General features: G+C 72.8%; 8 protein-coding genes. 3 read left to right on the forward strand and 5 right to left on the reverse strand.

Annotation, left to right across the window (positions count from 1 at the left end; translation table 11 throughout):
- Positions 1 to 43: 43 nt before the first annotated feature.
- Positions 44 to 2,287, forward strand: a complete 2,244-nt coding sequence (locus VZL07_RS37885; RefSeq protein ID WP_426752850.1) for a protein kinase domain-containing protein — start codon at positions 44 to 46, stop codon at positions 2,285 to 2,287.
- 84 nt (positions 2,288 to 2,371) lie between these two features.
- Positions 2,372 to 3,634, forward strand: a complete 1,263-nt coding sequence (locus tag VZL07_RS37890; RefSeq protein ID WP_426752851.1) for a saccharopine dehydrogenase family protein — start codon at positions 2,372 to 2,374, stop codon at positions 3,632 to 3,634.
- A 27-nt stretch (positions 3,635 to 3,661) separates the two neighbouring features.
- Here VZL07_RS37890 and VZL07_RS37895 read toward each other — a convergent pair whose 3' ends face one another.
- Together VZL07_RS37895 and VZL07_RS37900 are read right to left on the reverse strand one after the other, a co-directional pair.
- Positions 3,662 to 5,512: a hypothetical protein gene (locus VZL07_RS37895; RefSeq protein ID WP_426752852.1), complete on the reverse strand. Its 1,851-nt coding sequence runs from the start codon at positions 5,510 to 5,512 to the stop codon at positions 3,662 to 3,664.
- A gap of 65 nt (positions 5,513 to 5,577) precedes the next feature.
- Positions 5,578 to 5,964 (reverse strand): VOC family protein, encoded by a 387-nt coding sequence (locus tag VZL07_RS37900; protein WP_426752853.1) that lies wholly within the window; start codon positions 5,962 to 5,964, stop codon positions 5,578 to 5,580.
- Positions 5,965 to 5,976: 12 nt separating this feature from the next.
- Between VZL07_RS37900 and VZL07_RS37905 the strand changes: the two genes are divergently transcribed.
- The gene (locus VZL07_RS37905) at positions 5,977 to 7,371 is read left to right on the forward strand and encodes a DUF4388 domain-containing protein (protein WP_426757458.1); all 1,395 of its coding nucleotides are present in this window, start codon (positions 5,977 to 5,979) and stop codon (positions 7,369 to 7,371) included.
- A gap of 5 nt (positions 7,372 to 7,376) precedes the next feature.
- Here the strand turns inward: VZL07_RS37905 and VZL07_RS37910 are convergent, their stop codons facing one another.
- From VZL07_RS37910 to VZL07_RS37920, 3 genes are read right to left on the reverse strand one after another with little or no spacing between them, the layout of a single operon-like run.
- On the reverse strand, positions 7,377 to 10,466 hold the full coding sequence (locus tag VZL07_RS37910; protein ID WP_426752854.1) for a hypothetical protein: 3,090 nt from the start codon (positions 10,464 to 10,466) through the stop codon (positions 7,377 to 7,379).
- A 9-nt stretch (positions 10,467 to 10,475) separates the two neighbouring features.
- Entirely contained in the window at positions 10,476 to 14,075 is a 3,600-nt protein-coding gene (locus VZL07_RS37915; protein WP_426752856.1) for a flagellar motor protein, read from the reverse strand.
- Positions 14,072 to 15,973: a hypothetical protein gene (locus tag VZL07_RS37920; protein WP_426752857.1), complete on the reverse strand. Its 1,902-nt coding sequence runs from the start codon at positions 15,971 to 15,973 to the stop codon at positions 14,072 to 14,074. Before VZL07_RS37920 ends, VZL07_RS37915 begins: the two co-directional genes overlap by 4 nt.
- Between the last annotated feature and the right edge of the window lie 36 nt (positions 15,974 to 16,009).

Below are 16,009 nucleotides of genomic sequence, written 5' to 3' on the forward strand. Positions count from 1 at the left end.
CCGTATTTCGGGACCCGCGTGACTCGCACTAACATGCGGTGTCATGAGTTCCGTCCGTTACCAGTCCCTCGGTCCCCTGCTGGCCGGGGAAGGCTCGCGCGCCTTCCTCGGACTTGCCCTGGAGGACGGCGCGTTGCCCCGTCCCGTGGTGCTCATCTGGGCACCGCAAGATGTCGTGCAGAACCCCGAGCTGACGGCGACGCTGCGGCGCGAGACGGCTCGCGCCCTCGTCTTCGAACACCCGCACATCCTTCGCGTCTTCGCCCTGGCCGAGCAGGACGGTGGACTGGCCCGCGTCACCGAGTTCGCGGACGGTGAGCCGCTGCGGCGCCTGCTGGAGGCGCAGCCTCGTCTGCCGCCGCACTTCGCCGCGCTGATCGCGGCCGACGCCGCCGTGGGCCTGCACTACGCGCACGTGGCGGGCAACGACGACGGCACCCCGTTCGTGCATGGAGACGTCCGGCCCGAGACGCTGATGATCTCCTTCACCGGCTTGACGAAGGTGACGGGCTACGGCGCGCTCGGCGTCGCTCCGCGTGAGCGCGGCGGCAAGCGCGTGAAGAACCGCCGCATGTACAGCGCGCCCGAGCAACTGCTCGGTGGCCGCGAGGCGGTCAACGTGCAGTCGGACGTGTTCCTCCTGGGGCTCGTGCTGCACGAGTGCCTCTCCGGCAAGATTCCCTTCAAGGACGCGGCGGACCCGGACAAGGCCGTGCTCACGCGCTCGCTGCCACCCATGGCGCAGGACGTGCCGCTGAAGCTGGACGCGGTGCTGCGCCGGGCCACGGCCAAGCGGGCCAAGGAGCGGTACCCGTCCGCGCTCGCGTTCCGCGAGGCCGTGGTCGAAGCCGTGGGCTCGCTGCCCACGCACGCCGAGTTCGCCGAGTTCCTGTCCAAGCACTTCCCGCCGGAGAGCGAGGCCCGCGCGGCGCGGCGCCGCGTGATCGAGGCGGGTATCGCGGACGTCATGCAGAAGGCGGGGCTCACGCCGCCCGCGGTGGCGGAGTTCCTCGCTCGCGGCACCCTGCCCCCCAGCCTGATGCCCGCGAAGTGGCCGGAGCTGCCGGGACAGCTGTCCGTCTCGGGCGCGGCGGATGCCAACACCCAGGCGGGTGGCGGCGCTTCGACGGCCCAGGCCGCGGCGGGGGGCAGTGCCTCTGGGGCGGCAGGAGGCGCCGCAGCGGCAGGGAGTGCCGGTGCGCAGGGCCAGGCGGGGGCGACCAGCGGTGCCGGTGCGCAGTCGGGAGGCTTCGCGACGGCAGGCAGTGCCTCCACGCAGAGCCACGCGGGAGCAACCGGCGCTGCCGCTGCACACCTGGCGACTCCAGGCGGCGCGCCCACGCAGAGCCACCCGGGAGGAACCGGCGGTACCGGTGCGCCGTCGGGAAGCTTCACGGCGGCTGGCAGTGGTAGCGCGCAGGGCGGCGCGGGAGCCCCCGGGACGGCGGGCAGTGCCGCCGTTCAGGGGCAGACGGGAGCCCCTGGCCTCGCTAGCGCTCAGGGCCACGTGGGAGCCTCCGCTGCAACCAGCGGCACCGGCCAACCTGGTGCCTTCGGACCGACGGCCACCGGCGACGTTCAGGGACAGCCGGTCGCCGGAGCGCCCACGGGCACAGGGCCCCAGCCTGCGCACGCGGTGCCTCACGGCGCTGCGGGCACCCCGCCGCCCACCGCGCAGAAGCCGTCGCGTTCGTGGATGGCCATCGTGGGCGTGGGCCTGGTGCTCACGCTGGGCGCCGCAGCCATCGTGCTCAAGCAACTGCCCTCCAACATCGAGGCCGAGCTCGCGGACGCTGGTGTGGATGACGCCGCGCTCGCCGTGGACGCGGGGGCACCAGTGGACGCGGGCACCGTGGATGCGGGCATCCCCATGGGCACGCTGGACATCACCGTGGACCCGCGCGTGGAGGTCTCGATTCCCGGCCAGTACCTGGGACGCACGCCGGTCAGCGCTTCCGTTCCCGCCGGGCGTCATGTCCTGACGCTCAGCAACCCGGTGCTCGGCATCCAGACAACCCGGGTCATCACCGTGCCGGCCGGCGGCCGTTCGTCGCAGCAGATCTACCTGAACAAGGGCTTCGCGAACGTGCGCGCCCCCGAGGGCGCCATCGTCACGGTCGACGGCCGGCTCATCGGCGCGGCCCCTGTCGACGAGCTGGACCTGTACGAAGGCACGCACCAGCTCCTCGTCATCGTCAACGGAGCGCGGTGGCAGAAGACGTTCAAGGTGGAGCCCGGTCAGCGCGTCAACTTCGACGTCGACTTCGAGCACCCCGAAGAGGAGTAACGGGCGCGACGATTACCGCGGCGTGAACATTGGCTTCACGCCGCGGTTGCGGTGCCCTGGCGGTGAGCCCAGACTCCCGCGCCCATGAGCCAGAAGCCTTCCGCTGAGTTCGACATCGTCGTCTGGGGCGCCACGGGCTTCACCGGACGGCTGGTCGCCGAATACCTCGCCAGGAGCCAGGACACCCACCGCGCACGGTGGGCCCTGGCCGGGCGCGACCTCGGCAAGCTGGGGAAGGTCCGCCGGGAGCTGGCGGCCATTGCTCCGTCCTGCTCCGAACTGCCGCTGCTCATCGCGGATGCGCGCGACGCGGCGTCACTGGACGCCCTGGTGCCGCGCACCCGTGTCGTCTGCACCACCGTGGGCCCCTATGCGCGATACGGCAGCGAGCTGGTCGCCGCCTGTGTCCGCGCCGGTGTCAGCTACTGCGACCTGACGGGCGAGGTGCAGTGGATGCGCCGCATGATTGACGCGCACCACGAGCAGGCCCGGCAGAGCGGCGCCCGCATCGTCCACACCTGTGGCTTCGACTCGATTCCATCCGACCTGGGCGTGTTGATGATGCAGGAGCACATGCGAGAGGCGCATGGCGGTCACCTGGATGCCGTCCGCCTCTACATGGGCCCCATGCGCGGAGGCGCCAGCGGTGGAACGGCGGCCAGCATGGTGCAGGCCCTGGAGGAAGCTTCGACGGACCGCTCGGTGCGACGAATCATGGCCCACCCGCACGCGCTGGACCCCGTTCCGGGGCCCCGGCGCCCCGAGTCCCGGGACGAGCTGGGCGTCCACTACAGCGAGGAGCTGGGCCAGTGGACCGGCCCGTTCTTCATGGCGACGGTGAACACACGCGTGGTCCGGCGCAGCAACGCCCTGCTCGGCCACCCCTGGGGAGAGCAGTTCCGCTACTCGGAGGTCGCCAGCTATGGCTCCGGGCCCAAGGGGCTGCTGCGAGCCACTGGATTCACGGCGGGCATGGGGGGCCTCGTCGCCGCGATGCAGGTGAAGCGCCTGCGTACGCTGCTGGAGGCGAAGGTGCTGCCGGCGCCCGGTGAAGGCCCGACGGCCGAGGCCCGGGAGAAGGGCTTCTTCGTCGCGCAGCTCCGGGGCGAAGGCACATCGCCCCGCACCGGGCAGCAGGTGCGTTTGAAGGGCAAGGTGGCGGCACAGGGTGACCCGGGTTACGCGGCCACGTCGCGGATGCTCGCCGAGTCCGCGCTGAGCCTCGCCTTCGACGACATTCCCAGCGCGGGCGGCGTGCTCACGCCAGCGTCCTGCATGGGCATGAAGCTGGTGGAGCGACTGCGCCGCGCGGGCATGACGTTCGAGGTGGAGGAGCTCGGCTCCTGAGCCGCTCCACCGCGACGTGAGCGCGCCCTACGCGCTCTTCCGGCGGCGCATCATCGCCTCGTACGAGCGGCCCACGCTCTGCGAGAGGATGAGCAGCTCACCCACGTCGGGCGGCGTGACCTGGTCCGGTCCGTTGTCCACGTAGAGCAGGTGGACGACCTTGCCGCGCACCAGCAGCGGGAGGATGACGGCCGTCGTCGGGAAGCCGCCCCCCAGCAGCTTGTAGAACATGCCCATCGCCGCGTCTCGGCGAACCGGGCCGATGTAGTGCGAGCGCGTGTCGCGCACGAGCCGGAACGTGCTCTGCTCGCGGAGCGGCACACCGATGCGCCGCACCACCGCGTCGCGCACGCCCGTCCCCATGCCGTGCCAGCCCGTCACGAGGCTGCCCTGCACCGACAGCAGCAGGTTCCGCTTCCACTTGCCCAGCGCGAAACGCAGCACCGTGCGCGCCACGTCCTCGCGGTCCGAGCTGCGCGCCAGCTCCGCCTGCGCCTCCGCGAAGGTGAGCGGCGTCGGTGGTGGCTCCGGAGGACGCGGCGCCTGCACGTGGGCCGCGGGCGGAGGTCCCCCGAGCGCGGCGCCCATCGGCGCGGTCGGCGATTGTGGCGGTGCCGGCGGCAGGCCGCCCTGTGGCGGGAAGGCCATGCCCGGTGGCGGCGACGGCGGCTGTGCCATCGGAGGCGGGACGACGCCCTGGGACGGCACCGGCGACTGAGGAGGGACACCGAGGCCCTGGGACGGCACGGCAGGATGCGCCAGCGGAGGCGCGACGATGCCCGGCGATGGGAATGGCGGCTGCGCCACCGGAGGTGGAACAACGCCCGGTCGCGCCACCGCAGGTTGAGCCATCGGAGACGGAACCATTCCCGGTGGCGAAGCTGGCGGCTGCCCCATCGGAGACGGAGCGATGCCCGGTGGCGAAGCTGGCGGCTGCGCCATCGGAGACGGAGCGATGCCCGGTGGCGAAGCTGGTGGCTGCGTGCCCTGCAGCGAAACGTGCCCCGGTGGCGAAGCTGGTGGCTGCGCGATTGGCGGCGGAAAGGCGCCCGGTGGCGAAGCTGGTGGCTGCGTGCCCTGCAGCGGAACGGGCCCCGGTGGCGAAGCTGGAGGCTGTGCCCACTGCGGCGGAATGGGCCCCGGTGGCGGCACCGGCGGTTGCGCCATCTGTGGCGGCGCCCCATGCACCGGCGGCCGAGCCCCGGCCTGCGGAGGCGTCATGGACGGCGCTACCGGAGCCACAAACGCGGGCTCCAGCACCTCCACCCCGGTGATGATCTCCTCCTCCCCCACGTCCCCGTCGTAGTCGGCGCCGCCGCGCAGCGCGGAGGCGTAGACGGACTGGAACTCCTCCTCACTCATCAGGTCGGGCGGCTTCTCGGCCGCCTTCGCGAGCTCGGCCTGGGAGCCCTGCGCCGGGCGGGGCCGCACCGCGTTCATGTCGATGGCGCGCAGCGGCCGAAACGCCTTGCAGTAGCGGCGCAGGAGCTGGTTCATCCGGAACTCGGGGATGACTACCGGCACCACGCGCTTGCCTGTCCTGAACGCAATGGCGTCCAGCGTCGTGAAGTCGTGCGGGTTGACGACGGCGACGCTCAGCCGCGTCGCATCCACCCGCATGGGCAGGTACTCCTTGTCGTCCGCGTGGTTCGCGGAGACGAGCTCCAGCGCCTTGGGGTCGGGCACCATCTCCCCGGACGCGAACGCGCTGTTGTGAAGCTTCCCCAGCGACTTCGCGAGGTCCTGCTCGGAGAGCAGCCCCAGCTCCACCAGGTTCGTCCCCAGCCGCCCGCCGTGGACGACCTGGGCCTCGAGCGCTTCCTCGAGTCCCTCGGCGGTGACGAGACCATCCCTCAGGAGCTGTTCACCCAGGCGCATGAGGCCCGCTTGTAGCCGTGCCCCATCCTCCTCCGCAAGCGCACCCGCACCCCATGCGCGAAGGGCTAGTCCTCCGGGTGATGACTCAACGCCACGCGGTTGCCCTCGGGGTCCCGGACGTACACCGTCCAGCGCGTCTCGTGCTCCAGCGGCACACCCGCCTGGGTGAAAGTCTCCACCACGCCTGCGCGCGCCCTCTTCGGAATCCGGAACGCGAGCAGCAGCAGCCCCGGCGCGTCATGCCGGAACGGCGACTGCACGGGCTCGCCGCCCGCCGCCTCGATGGCCAGGAAGCCGCCCCCTGGCACGCCCACCCAGATGCTGCGCAGGGAGCCGTCTGGACGGTGATGACGGGTCAACTCGGGGAAGCCCAGCAGGTCCCTATAGAAACCCGTAACGCGTTCGATGTCCTTCGCCTGGATGGCCACGTGGTGGAAGCCCTGAACGTCCATGACGCGGATGCTATGGTCTGCGCGCCCATGGCGCGACTGCTCATCGTCGAAGACAACCACGAGCTGGCCTCCCTCATCGTCTCCATGGCGCAGAGCCGTGGCCACGAGGCGAAGGCGGCCTCCACTGGCGAAGCCGCGCTGGAGGCGTTGGGGCCGGATACGCGGTGGGACGCCGCGCTGGTGGACCTGCTGCTCCCGGACATCCGGGGCAGTGAGGTGCTGGCGGCGCTCCGGGCCAACGGCATCCCCGCCATCGCCGTCAGCGGGGTGTACAAGGGAGACCGCTTCGCGCAGGAGGCGGTGCAGGTCCACGGCGCCCGCGCCTTCTTCGAGAAGCCATTCGAGCTCATCACCGTCATGGAGGCCCTGGAGCAGGCCGGTGGCGTGACGCCTCAACCCCGCGCTCCGCCGCCCATCGCGGAGAGCGTGCTGTTGGACGAGCTGCTCGACGCCGAGGACCTCATCGTGCTGGAAGAGTTCCCCCTCGAGTCCGGAGGCTCGCCCGAGCCCCTGCAAATCGTCCCCAGCACGGATCCCCTGCCGGAGCCAGAGCCCACCACCGACGAGCACGCGCTCCCCCTGCCCTTCGGCACGCGCGAGAAGGTGTGGAGCGAGAGCGCCGCGCCCGCCGAGCCGCCACCGCCCCGGCGCGCGCTCCCCACGTGGTCCCTGGGCGGCAACCTGGAAGAGACCTCCGTCCCCCGGCTGCTCAACGCCTACTACGAGGCCCGCCACCACGGGGAGCTGAAGCTCCAGCAAGGCGCGGTGCACAAGGTCGTCTACTTCGAGTCCGGCTGCGTCGTGTACGCCGCGTCCAACCTGGCCACGGAGCGCTTTGGCCGCTTCTGCGTGCGCAAGGGCGTGCTGCCCGAGGCCCGGCTCGCGGAGGTCACCGCCTACGCGAAGGAGCACGGCCTGCGCACGGGCGAGGCCATGCTGCGGATGGGCCTGATGGACGCGGCCCAGCGCAAGCAGCTGCTCATCGAGCAGGTGACGGAAATCATCGGGTCCACCTTCACCTGGAAGGAGGGCGGCTTCGGCTTCAGCGCCATGCGCCCTCGCCGCACGGACCTGGTGAAGCTGTCCGTCTTCCCGGGCGACATCGTGCTGGAGGGCGTGGAGAAGACGGAGACGCTGGTGGCCCTGCGGAAGCACATGCCGCGCTCGCGCCGCCTGTTCCCCACTGCCGACCCGCCCTATGGCCTGCATGAGCTGAAGCTCGAGGGCCCCCAGGCCCTGGTGCTGGCCTACGCGGATGGCAGCAAGACGGTGGAGGACCTGCTCGCGCTCACGGACTTGTCCGAGCGGCAGACGCTGGCCACGCTGCGCGCGCTGGAGCTGCTCGGGGTGCTGGAGGAGCGGCCCGACACGCCGAGCCGCCGCCACCGCATCAGCTTCGGGCTGTAGCCGCGCTACCTGCGGCGGCGCAGCACCCGCGCCAGCGCCACCAGCCCGAAGAGCGCCACGCCGGAGCCTCCCCCCGAGCAACCACAGCTCGACGGAGACGGAGGCACCGGCGCGTCACCGGACACGGGCACGCCGTTGAGGGACATCTCGCCGCCCAGGCGCGGCGTGGACAAAAGCGGCGAGCGCCCCACGTACGTCAGCGTGCTCGTGCCGCGCGCGGGCAGCCGCAGGTTCTCCAGCACGAAGCCCCCTTCCACCGGCTGCGCCTCCACGTCGACGCCGTCCAGCTTCACGCTGCCGGGCACCCACTCCAGCCCGTCCACGTGCTCCACGTAGCGCAGCGTCCCCACCTCGCACTCGGAGGTGTTGCGCAGCTCCACCAGGACGCCCACCAACCCCTTCTCCGACGCGGAGGGCGTCTCCGTCGTGTGGCGCACGTCCACGAAGCGCTCGGAGGTGATTGGCACCACGTGCTCGGTCGTCGCGGTGTTGCCCCCACCCGCGTCGGCGAGGACACGCAGGGTGACGGACTGTCCCACCAGCGACTCGAGCGCCGTGTCCCGCGTGCTCACGGTGACGCTCCGGCCGGACAATGACGCATCCACGAGCGAGGGCCCCGCCACCTGCTCCCAGGAGAGGGCCACCTCGCCACAGGCCTCGGCGGGAATCGTCTGCGTCAGCGTGGCGCTCGCGCCCTCGCCACAGCGGGCCACCAGCGCCCCGGCCTCGAGCGCGCCCAGCCGTGCGGGGAGCGGCTGATTGGGAACCTCTACCGAGGCACGGCCGCCTTCGCGCACCGTGCCGTTGCTGTCATCGAAGAGCTCGCCCCGGACGCGGTAGGCCTCGGCGGAACAGGAGCGCGGCAGCTCGGGGCTCCACGTCCCGGGCACCGGAACCACATCCGAGGCCAGCTGTTCGCCGTCCAGCGTCTCCAGGAACATCCGCGCCTTCAGCGCCCGGGCCTCCACGCAGTTCAGCGACGTGCCCAGGGCGACGTCCACGCGCCCCACGCCCGCGGGCGTCACGCCCAGCTCCAGCGTGCCCGCGGCGACGTCCTCCAGCGACGGTTCGACGCGCACGCGCAGCTCGGACTCGGGGCCATCCTGGACCCTGCTCTCCGCACCGGGGATGCGGTTCCTCACGGTGAGCGACAGCGTGGCGCGGGTGCACTCCAATGCCTCCACGCGCAGGCGTTCACTGGTCACCGCCGGATCCAGGGACACCGGCGTGCCGTGCGCGGTCGTCACCGTGATGCCCGCCGGCAGCCCCGAACCCGGGGCGGTGAGCCGCCACTCCGTCTCGATGGCGGGCAGGCCCGGCGTGCCCGAGCAGGCGTGCAGCACGTCGGGCACCAGCTCCACGCTCTCTCCGGGGCCTGAGGTCAGGACACGCTCCGCCCCGGGCGCGAAGGGCGCCAGCGGCCGGCCCCAGGGCGCGACGTCCACGGTGAAGAGCGACGGAGTGCTGGAGGCCACGCCGCCCGTGTCCAGGCCACGGACCTCGTACGTGTAGCTGGCTCCGGAGGCCTGGCACAGGACGTCCGGCGGGGTGAAGGTGGCCTGAGGACCGCCGTCGGTGGTGAGCGGCGGCGCACCGGACTGCCCCGACGCGGGGGCCCACGTGTAGCGCACCGCGGGACACGCTTCGTCCACCGGCTGCGCGGTGAACACCTGGGCCGCTCCGGACGCCGTGGTCGACGCACGCGTGGGCGTCACCCTCGGCCGCTGCGGGCCCTGCACGTTCACCACCCGGAAGGGCACCGTGGCCTCGACGTCGTGCGAGCCCAGGCCATCCGACGCGAAGATGCGAAGCGTCCCCTCCTCGTCCTGGCAGACGGGACGCTGGGGCATGAGCATCACGTCGAGCTGGTCCGGCGTCTCGAGCGTGTTGACGGCGATGGGGCTCCCCGCCGGCGGCTCCTCCACCGAGATGCGCACGGCATCGAAGTCGGCATCGGTGGCGGTGAACCGGGCCGTCGCCGACTCCGTCTCGTTGACGATGATGGGGGTGCTCCCCACGTCGAGCACGGGCGCGTTCACGTTGAAGTACGAGACGACGTTGAAGCCCGGCTGGTCCAGGATGAAGACGCAGAAGGTCGAGCCGACGCAGGTCACCTCGAGCGGCGCCGCCACCAGCGCGCCCGGGAGCGCCGAATCCTCGAAGGCGGGATGAATCCGCCACTGCTGCCCGGCGTTCCCCGCGCTGGAGGCGGGCACGGCCCCCAGGACCACCGGCTCGCCGCCGGGCCCCTGCCCCACGGCCAGACCAAATCCCTCGCCGTGGCGGCTGCCGCTGCCCGTGTTCACGTCCACCGAGGTGATGACGATGGGTTGCTCGTCCGGGAGCATCACCGGCGCGAAGGTCGTCCCAGCCGGGTCGAGCACGCCGCGGAAGAGCCCGTCCGCGTTGCCGAACAAGGCGATGGGATAGGGTCCGTCCCCCGCGAAGAGGTCCACCGTCCGCGGAGACTGGGTCGTCAGCGTGGAAGGCACGACGAACTGTGCCTGATGGTCGTCGCGCGTGTACCAGAGGAGCTCCGTGCGCGAGACGCCGGTGACGCTGAAGAGCGCATGCGGCGCGCCATCCGGCGTGTCCACCACGCCCAGCACATCCGTGGACGACATCAACCCCGTATCACTCAGGATCGGTGTCCAGGGCGCGGGGCCCTCCAGGCCGGCAGGCGACGTGAGCAGCGTGAGGCCGCCCCCGGAGAGCGCCACCGACGCGTAGCCCGTGCCTGACGGCGTGTGCTTCACCCGCCGGACGCCCACGACGGTGTTCACCGGGTCCGGGGGGATGATGTTGCCTGCGGCGCGACAGTTCTCGTGGCTGATGATGTCGCCCGGGCGCACGACGATGGCGAAGCAACCCGCCGGAGACAGGAAGGTGCCGAACACATCCCCGTGCAGGAAGAGGATGGACTGGGTCCCGGCCCCCCGGTGCAGCTCGGTCTGCGTCGACGTCGACACCGCGTAGACGCCCGGAGCGAAGACGTCCACGGACCGGGCGATGCCTGGCACTTCGGTGACGTCCCACTCCGCGCGCGCCGCGGTGGCCACACCCAGGCAGAGGCTGATGACGAGGACGGGACGCACGACTCGCTCCTAATAAGCCACTTCGGCTCGAAGGTAGAGCCGGTCCTGATTGTCCGACGAGCCGGGCTCCAGCCCCAAACCGCTGAAGCCCAGGAGTGTGTACCCGGTGGCCAATCGCAGCCGCTCGTCCACCCGGTAGGCGACTTCCGCACGCACCGCTGTCAGCCGCTCGCCTTCCGGGGATGCCGTCCGCCGCGCCAGCTCCGCCCCCACCTCCAGGCCCCCCACCACGCGAACCGCGGGACGGAGCGTCCCCGTCCACACCCAACGCGCGGTGTCCTCCACGCTGGAGCGGCCCGCATGCAGCCCCGCCGCCACTGACAGCCGGTCCCCCAGCCGGACGGCCGGCAGCAGGGAGAAGGTCTGCAGGGCCCGGTCGCCAAACGCGGACCGGAGGCCGGGCAGCAGCTCGCGGGTGATGCCATAGCGCGCCACCACCAGCCAGGGACCGGGCCGCCAGGCCACCGCGGCGTAGCCTTCCACCAGCCGCGTCTCCAGCACGTCGGCATGGACGGTCCGCGCGAAGTCCACGCGCCCGGAGGCCGTCACGTCCTTCAGCAACTGCGCCTGGGCCGCCAGGGCCACCACGGCCTGGAGCCGGTCCACGGGCGTCGCCGCGCCCCGCTCGGGCGTGCCCTCCTCCCGGCGCAGCTCCACGCGTCCATCCAGACGCAGGCGCGGAAGGACGAGCTGCCCGAAGACGCCTCCCGCCTCCCGCTCCAGCGGGCTGTCCACGTCCAGCAGGCTGCGCACGCCGCGCTCGTAGCGCGCGCCCACGCTGAAGCCGCCCGCCACCTGCTGCTGGAAGCCCACCGCGCGCGCCAGCCGGACCGCCGTGGCGTCATGCGCGCCCACGTCCTCCACGAAGAGCGCGGTGCCGCTCGCCGGCAGCTCCGTGCGCGCGCCCGTCACCGTGCGGCCCGCGCCGTAGTCCGGCCCGTCCACGTCCACGGAGTAGCCGCCGTAGTACACGTCCTGCCCCCGGCGCGACTCGACGTTCGCCCAGGCCCGAGGCCCGAGCGCCGGCCCCCAACCACCGAACACCCCCGCCCGCGTGTCCCGGTCCACCTCCACATCCACGCCCACGGACGTGAAGGTGTCGTCGAAGCGCCCCGGCCCCTCGCCGTGCAGCGCCAACGCCTGGCGGTGCGCCGCGCGAAGCCGGAGGCGCTCCCACACCTTCAGCGAGCCCGTCACACCCGCGGAGGTGCGGCCGCCCCACAGCGCGGGTCCCACGCCCGCCACCTGCGCGGCGCGCAGCCTCGAGTCGCGGACCTCCAGGCCCACGCCCCACCGTGCCTCCTCCCACCCCAGGCCCGCACCGAGCACCTGCGCAGAGAAAGGCGTGTCGGCGAAGGGCTCGCGAGGATCGGCCGAGCGGCGCTCGTCCGCCAACAGCGTCAGCCGCAGCCGCCCCAGCGGCTGCTTCACGCGCAGCGACGACTGCCGGAACATGGCGACGTCGGTGTGCGCACCGTCCGAGAAGCCTCGCCCGCGCAGGCGGAACGCCGCGTCCACGGTCCCCTCCCCAGACAGGCCCGGCCCGTGGAGCTGGACGTTCAGGGCCTCCGCGCCCGTCCCCGCGTCGGGACGAGGCCGCAGGAAGCTGAGGCCACCGTCGTCCGAGACGCCGAAGAAGGAGGCATCCACGGCCGTGCCACGGCTGGACGCCACTTCGGCCGCCACGCGGTAGGCGCCCAGCGTCGTGCTCGCGCGTCCCGTGTAGAGCGTGTAGGGGCTCCCGTCCCTGCCCTCGCGCACCGCGCCCAGGCCCAGCCGCGAGCCGCGCCACTCGGCCCACACCTCACCGCCCGCCGAGTCGCCGCCATCCGCGAGCCGCAGCGCCGCGTAGTCCACCACCAGCACCGGCTCCGGCGACTCCGTGGGCGAGCCGGTCCGCAGCCAGGCCTCGCCCGCGAGGAAGGACAGCGGACGCGCCAGGAGGATGCGCCCACCGAAGTAGTCGATGTCGTAGTCGACGCCTCGCACGAGGTGCCGCTCGCCCATGGGGAGCCCGGTGACGCCATCGCGCACCTCCACGCGCACCAGCTCCGACCCCTCCGCCACCGACGCCGCGCCCAGGTAGTACAGGCTGCCCCCCGTGGCCCGCAGCTCCTCGTGCGCGGGCACCGCCGACACCGCTCGCACCGGGTCCGTCAGACTTCCGCCGAAGGCATTCACCCCCACACGCGCCGAGTCCTTCTTCCCGACCTGGAGCTCCGCGTACGGGCCGAACAGCGGCCGGTGGTAGCGGCCCACCTCGCGGTCCTGGATCAGCGCGCGATAGGTCCCCAGGCCCGCGCGGCCGTGCTCCGCGTGGCGCGCTTCCAACCGGAGCCGGGCCTCCGTGGGGTTCGGCATCAGGGACACCGAGTCATCGCCCCACTCCGCGGGCGCGAGGTCCGGGTCCGCGACCCGGTCGAAGCGCTCGGGCACGCGTGGACGCAGCCAGTCCGGGAGGCTGGCGCCGTTCAACGTGCGCCCGTCCGTGTCGCGCAGGTCGAGCTCGCCCACGAGGTCCACCGCGCCCAAGCGCACCTCCGCGTGGGCGGAGCCCCGTCCGCGAAGCTGCACGTCGCCGGTGGCTGGCGCATACGTCGCCTCCACGTCCAGCAGGCCCACCGCGAAGGACCGGGCCTCGGCGACAATCTCCACCGACTCGTCGCGAGGCGCCTCCCCCGGCAAGGCCAGGTGGACCTTCACCGTGTTGAGGCCCGGGGCCAGCACGACGGGAGCGTCAGCGCGACCCTCCGGCCCCACCACGACTTCGCCTCCCGGCGTGTGGACACGCGTTCCCGCGGGCGCCGTCACTCGCACGCGCGCGGGGCCGGTGGCCGCGGGCGCATCCCGCCCAGAGGGCAATTGAAGCGTGGCAACGGGGAGCATCGGCCGCGGGGCCACCAGCCAGCCACCGTCACGGCTCACCACGTCCACGCGCTGGCGGAACAGCCGGACCTGACCTTCTGGCCCGGTGGCGGTGATGGGCAGCCAGTTCTCGCCGCTCGCCAGCGGCACCTTGGCCTGCCACGCCCCCTTCGCGTCCACCTGGGCCGCCACGCCCGCGACGGTGACGCGGTCTCCCGCCGCTGCCTGTCCCGCGACCCGGAAGCGGACGGCACCGGAGTCCGGCTCGACCTGCGCCACCGGGGGAGCCTCGGTGAAAGACAGCTGCACGGGCGCTGCGTCCACGGCCGCACTGCGCACGGCGAAGTCCTGGAGGACCGCGGCCCCCCACGGGACTTCCAACGTCGCGCCCGCTGGATGCACCCGACTCGTGACTGGCAGCGAGCGCGCGTCCACCTTCAGCCGATGGCGCCCCGGACGCAGATGCAGCCCACGCACGGCATCGGGCACGCGCGCGTCCACGCCGGTGATGTGGTAGCGCCCCTGGGCATCCGTGCGGACATCCCGACCGGTGGAGAGCACGAGCCGGACATCGGCCACTCCGGGTTCGTCGGCACCGCACTGCCCGTCGCCATCGAGGTCCTGGCACACACGGCCCGCGATGGTGGATGCCTGAGACGGCGTGTCCAGCGACAGCGCCTGCGCCCACGTGCCCAGGGGCAGCAACCACGTCACAACGGCGAGACAGGCCAGTGCGCGGCTCATGGGCGCACCTCCGCCAACGCCGTCACGCCCGTGGCGACGTCGGCGACGGAAACACTCACGGTGCCGGCGGCGCGCACCGTGAACGACGTGCGGCCTTCCCGCGACACCTCATCCATCCGCTCGCCCTCCGACAGCGAGACGAACACGTCGCGCCCCGGCAGCACCTGCCCGCTGGCGTCCTCCACCCAGTACGTCACGCGCGGCCCATCCACCTCGAGGCGCACGTTGACGGGGACCTCGGGCGCCAGCCGAACGCGCTGAGACACGGAGGGAGGCACCAACGGCCGCTCCAGCGGAAAGACGGGGCCCTCCACGCCCAGCACGTGAACGGTGCGCGTCAGGCCCGTCCATACGGCGTGCGCGACCTCCACCGTTCCCGGCTGCGCGGGGCCCAGGCGCACGGTGCCATCCGCGCCCGTCACCACCTCCCGGCCGTCCACGCGCAGCGGCTGCGCGGGCACCGGCAGGCCCGCCAGGTCCGACACCCCCGCGTGCAGCGCACCGTCCGCCATCCACACCCGGATGCGCGCCGGCTCGCTGCCCGCGGGTCCCCAGGCGCGGGCCTGGACGTCCACCGCCACATCCTCGCTCTGGGATGGAAGCACCCAGGTGCTGGTGAAGGTTCCCTCGGAAGCCTCCTCCGGCGGGGTGAAGGTGCCCACGGGCGCGCGCAACTCCAGCGTCGCACCCGGACGGGGCCTGTCGAGGGAATCGCGAGCGGTCACCACCACGCGCGTGCGGGCCCCGAGGTGCACCAGCGACTCGTCCAGGCGCAGGCGGCTCTCGGCCACCGGTCCCTGCACCAGCTCCAGCGCGGGCGACTCGCGCGAGCCCGGCCCGCGCTGCGGCCACGCGGCCTCGATGCGCTCGTCGGCCGCCAACGTCCGCGGCGCGGTGTAGCGCCACTCCAGCAGCCCTCCCGGCGCGCGCGTGGGCCCGCGCAGTGTGCCGTGACGCGCCTGCGCGGTGACGCGCGCATCCTCCACCGGCCGGCCCATCGCGTCGCTCGTCGCGCACACCAGCCGGGCCTGAGACACGCCGTCGGCGGGCAGCCGCTGCGGCTGGAGCACGCACGCCAGTCCATCGGTGGGCGGCAGCCGCAGGTCGATGGGCATCCGCCGCACGTTGCCCACCTTGTCCACCACGCGGCCCTCTCCGATGCGGTGCCCCGGCGGAACGATGATGGGCACCCGGAAGCGGCCGTCGTGGCCGGCGGTCACCGGACCGAACGTCTGGCCCGCGATGCCAATGGAAATCTCGGCGTCCGGCTCCGTCGTCCCCGGCAGGTTCACCGATGCGGCGAGCGGCACGAGCACCCGCCCGTAGGCGCCATGAATCGACTGCGGCGAAGGCCACGCGGAGAAGGCCACCAGGATGGCCACTTCGGGATACCGCGTGTCCGGCAGGACGTAGCGCGCGCGATACGTGCCCGGCCCGGTGCGCTCCAGCGCCTCCACGCGCCCCACGCTCACGCGAACCACCGGCGGCGCGCCGCTATCATCCGCGGTGCCATCCGGCCGCACGAGCTGCACGGTGAGCCGCGCCTCCTTGTCCTTGCCCTTCACCGGCGCGGGCGGATCCAGCGCCAGTCGGACTTCGGTGGCCTGTGGCCCCAGCACGTAGCGGGCGCGCGCCTCCAGACCGTCCTTGCTCGCGCGCACCACCACGTCGCGCACGCCGGGCCGAGGCACCACCACGAACGTGTGCAGCGGCGGCTGGGCCACGGCCTCGCGCAGCTCCGCGCCCTCCACCTGCACGGAGGGCTTGCCCATCGCGACAGGATGGCCCGCCGCGTCCTTGCGTACGATCGCCACGGGGAAGCCATCCGGCGCCACGGCGGACGACGGCCCGAGAATCTCGAGCGTGTCCGCCCAGGCCGGGGCACACAGCAGCAACAATCCGAGGAGGAGAAACCGGTTCAGGGCCGTGTCAGT

The sequence above is a fragment of the Pseudomyxococcus flavus genome, from assembly GCF_050038885.1.
In the GTDB taxonomy this organism is placed as follows: Bacteria; Myxococcota; Myxococcia; order Myxococcales; family Myxococcaceae; genus Myxococcus; species Myxococcus flavus.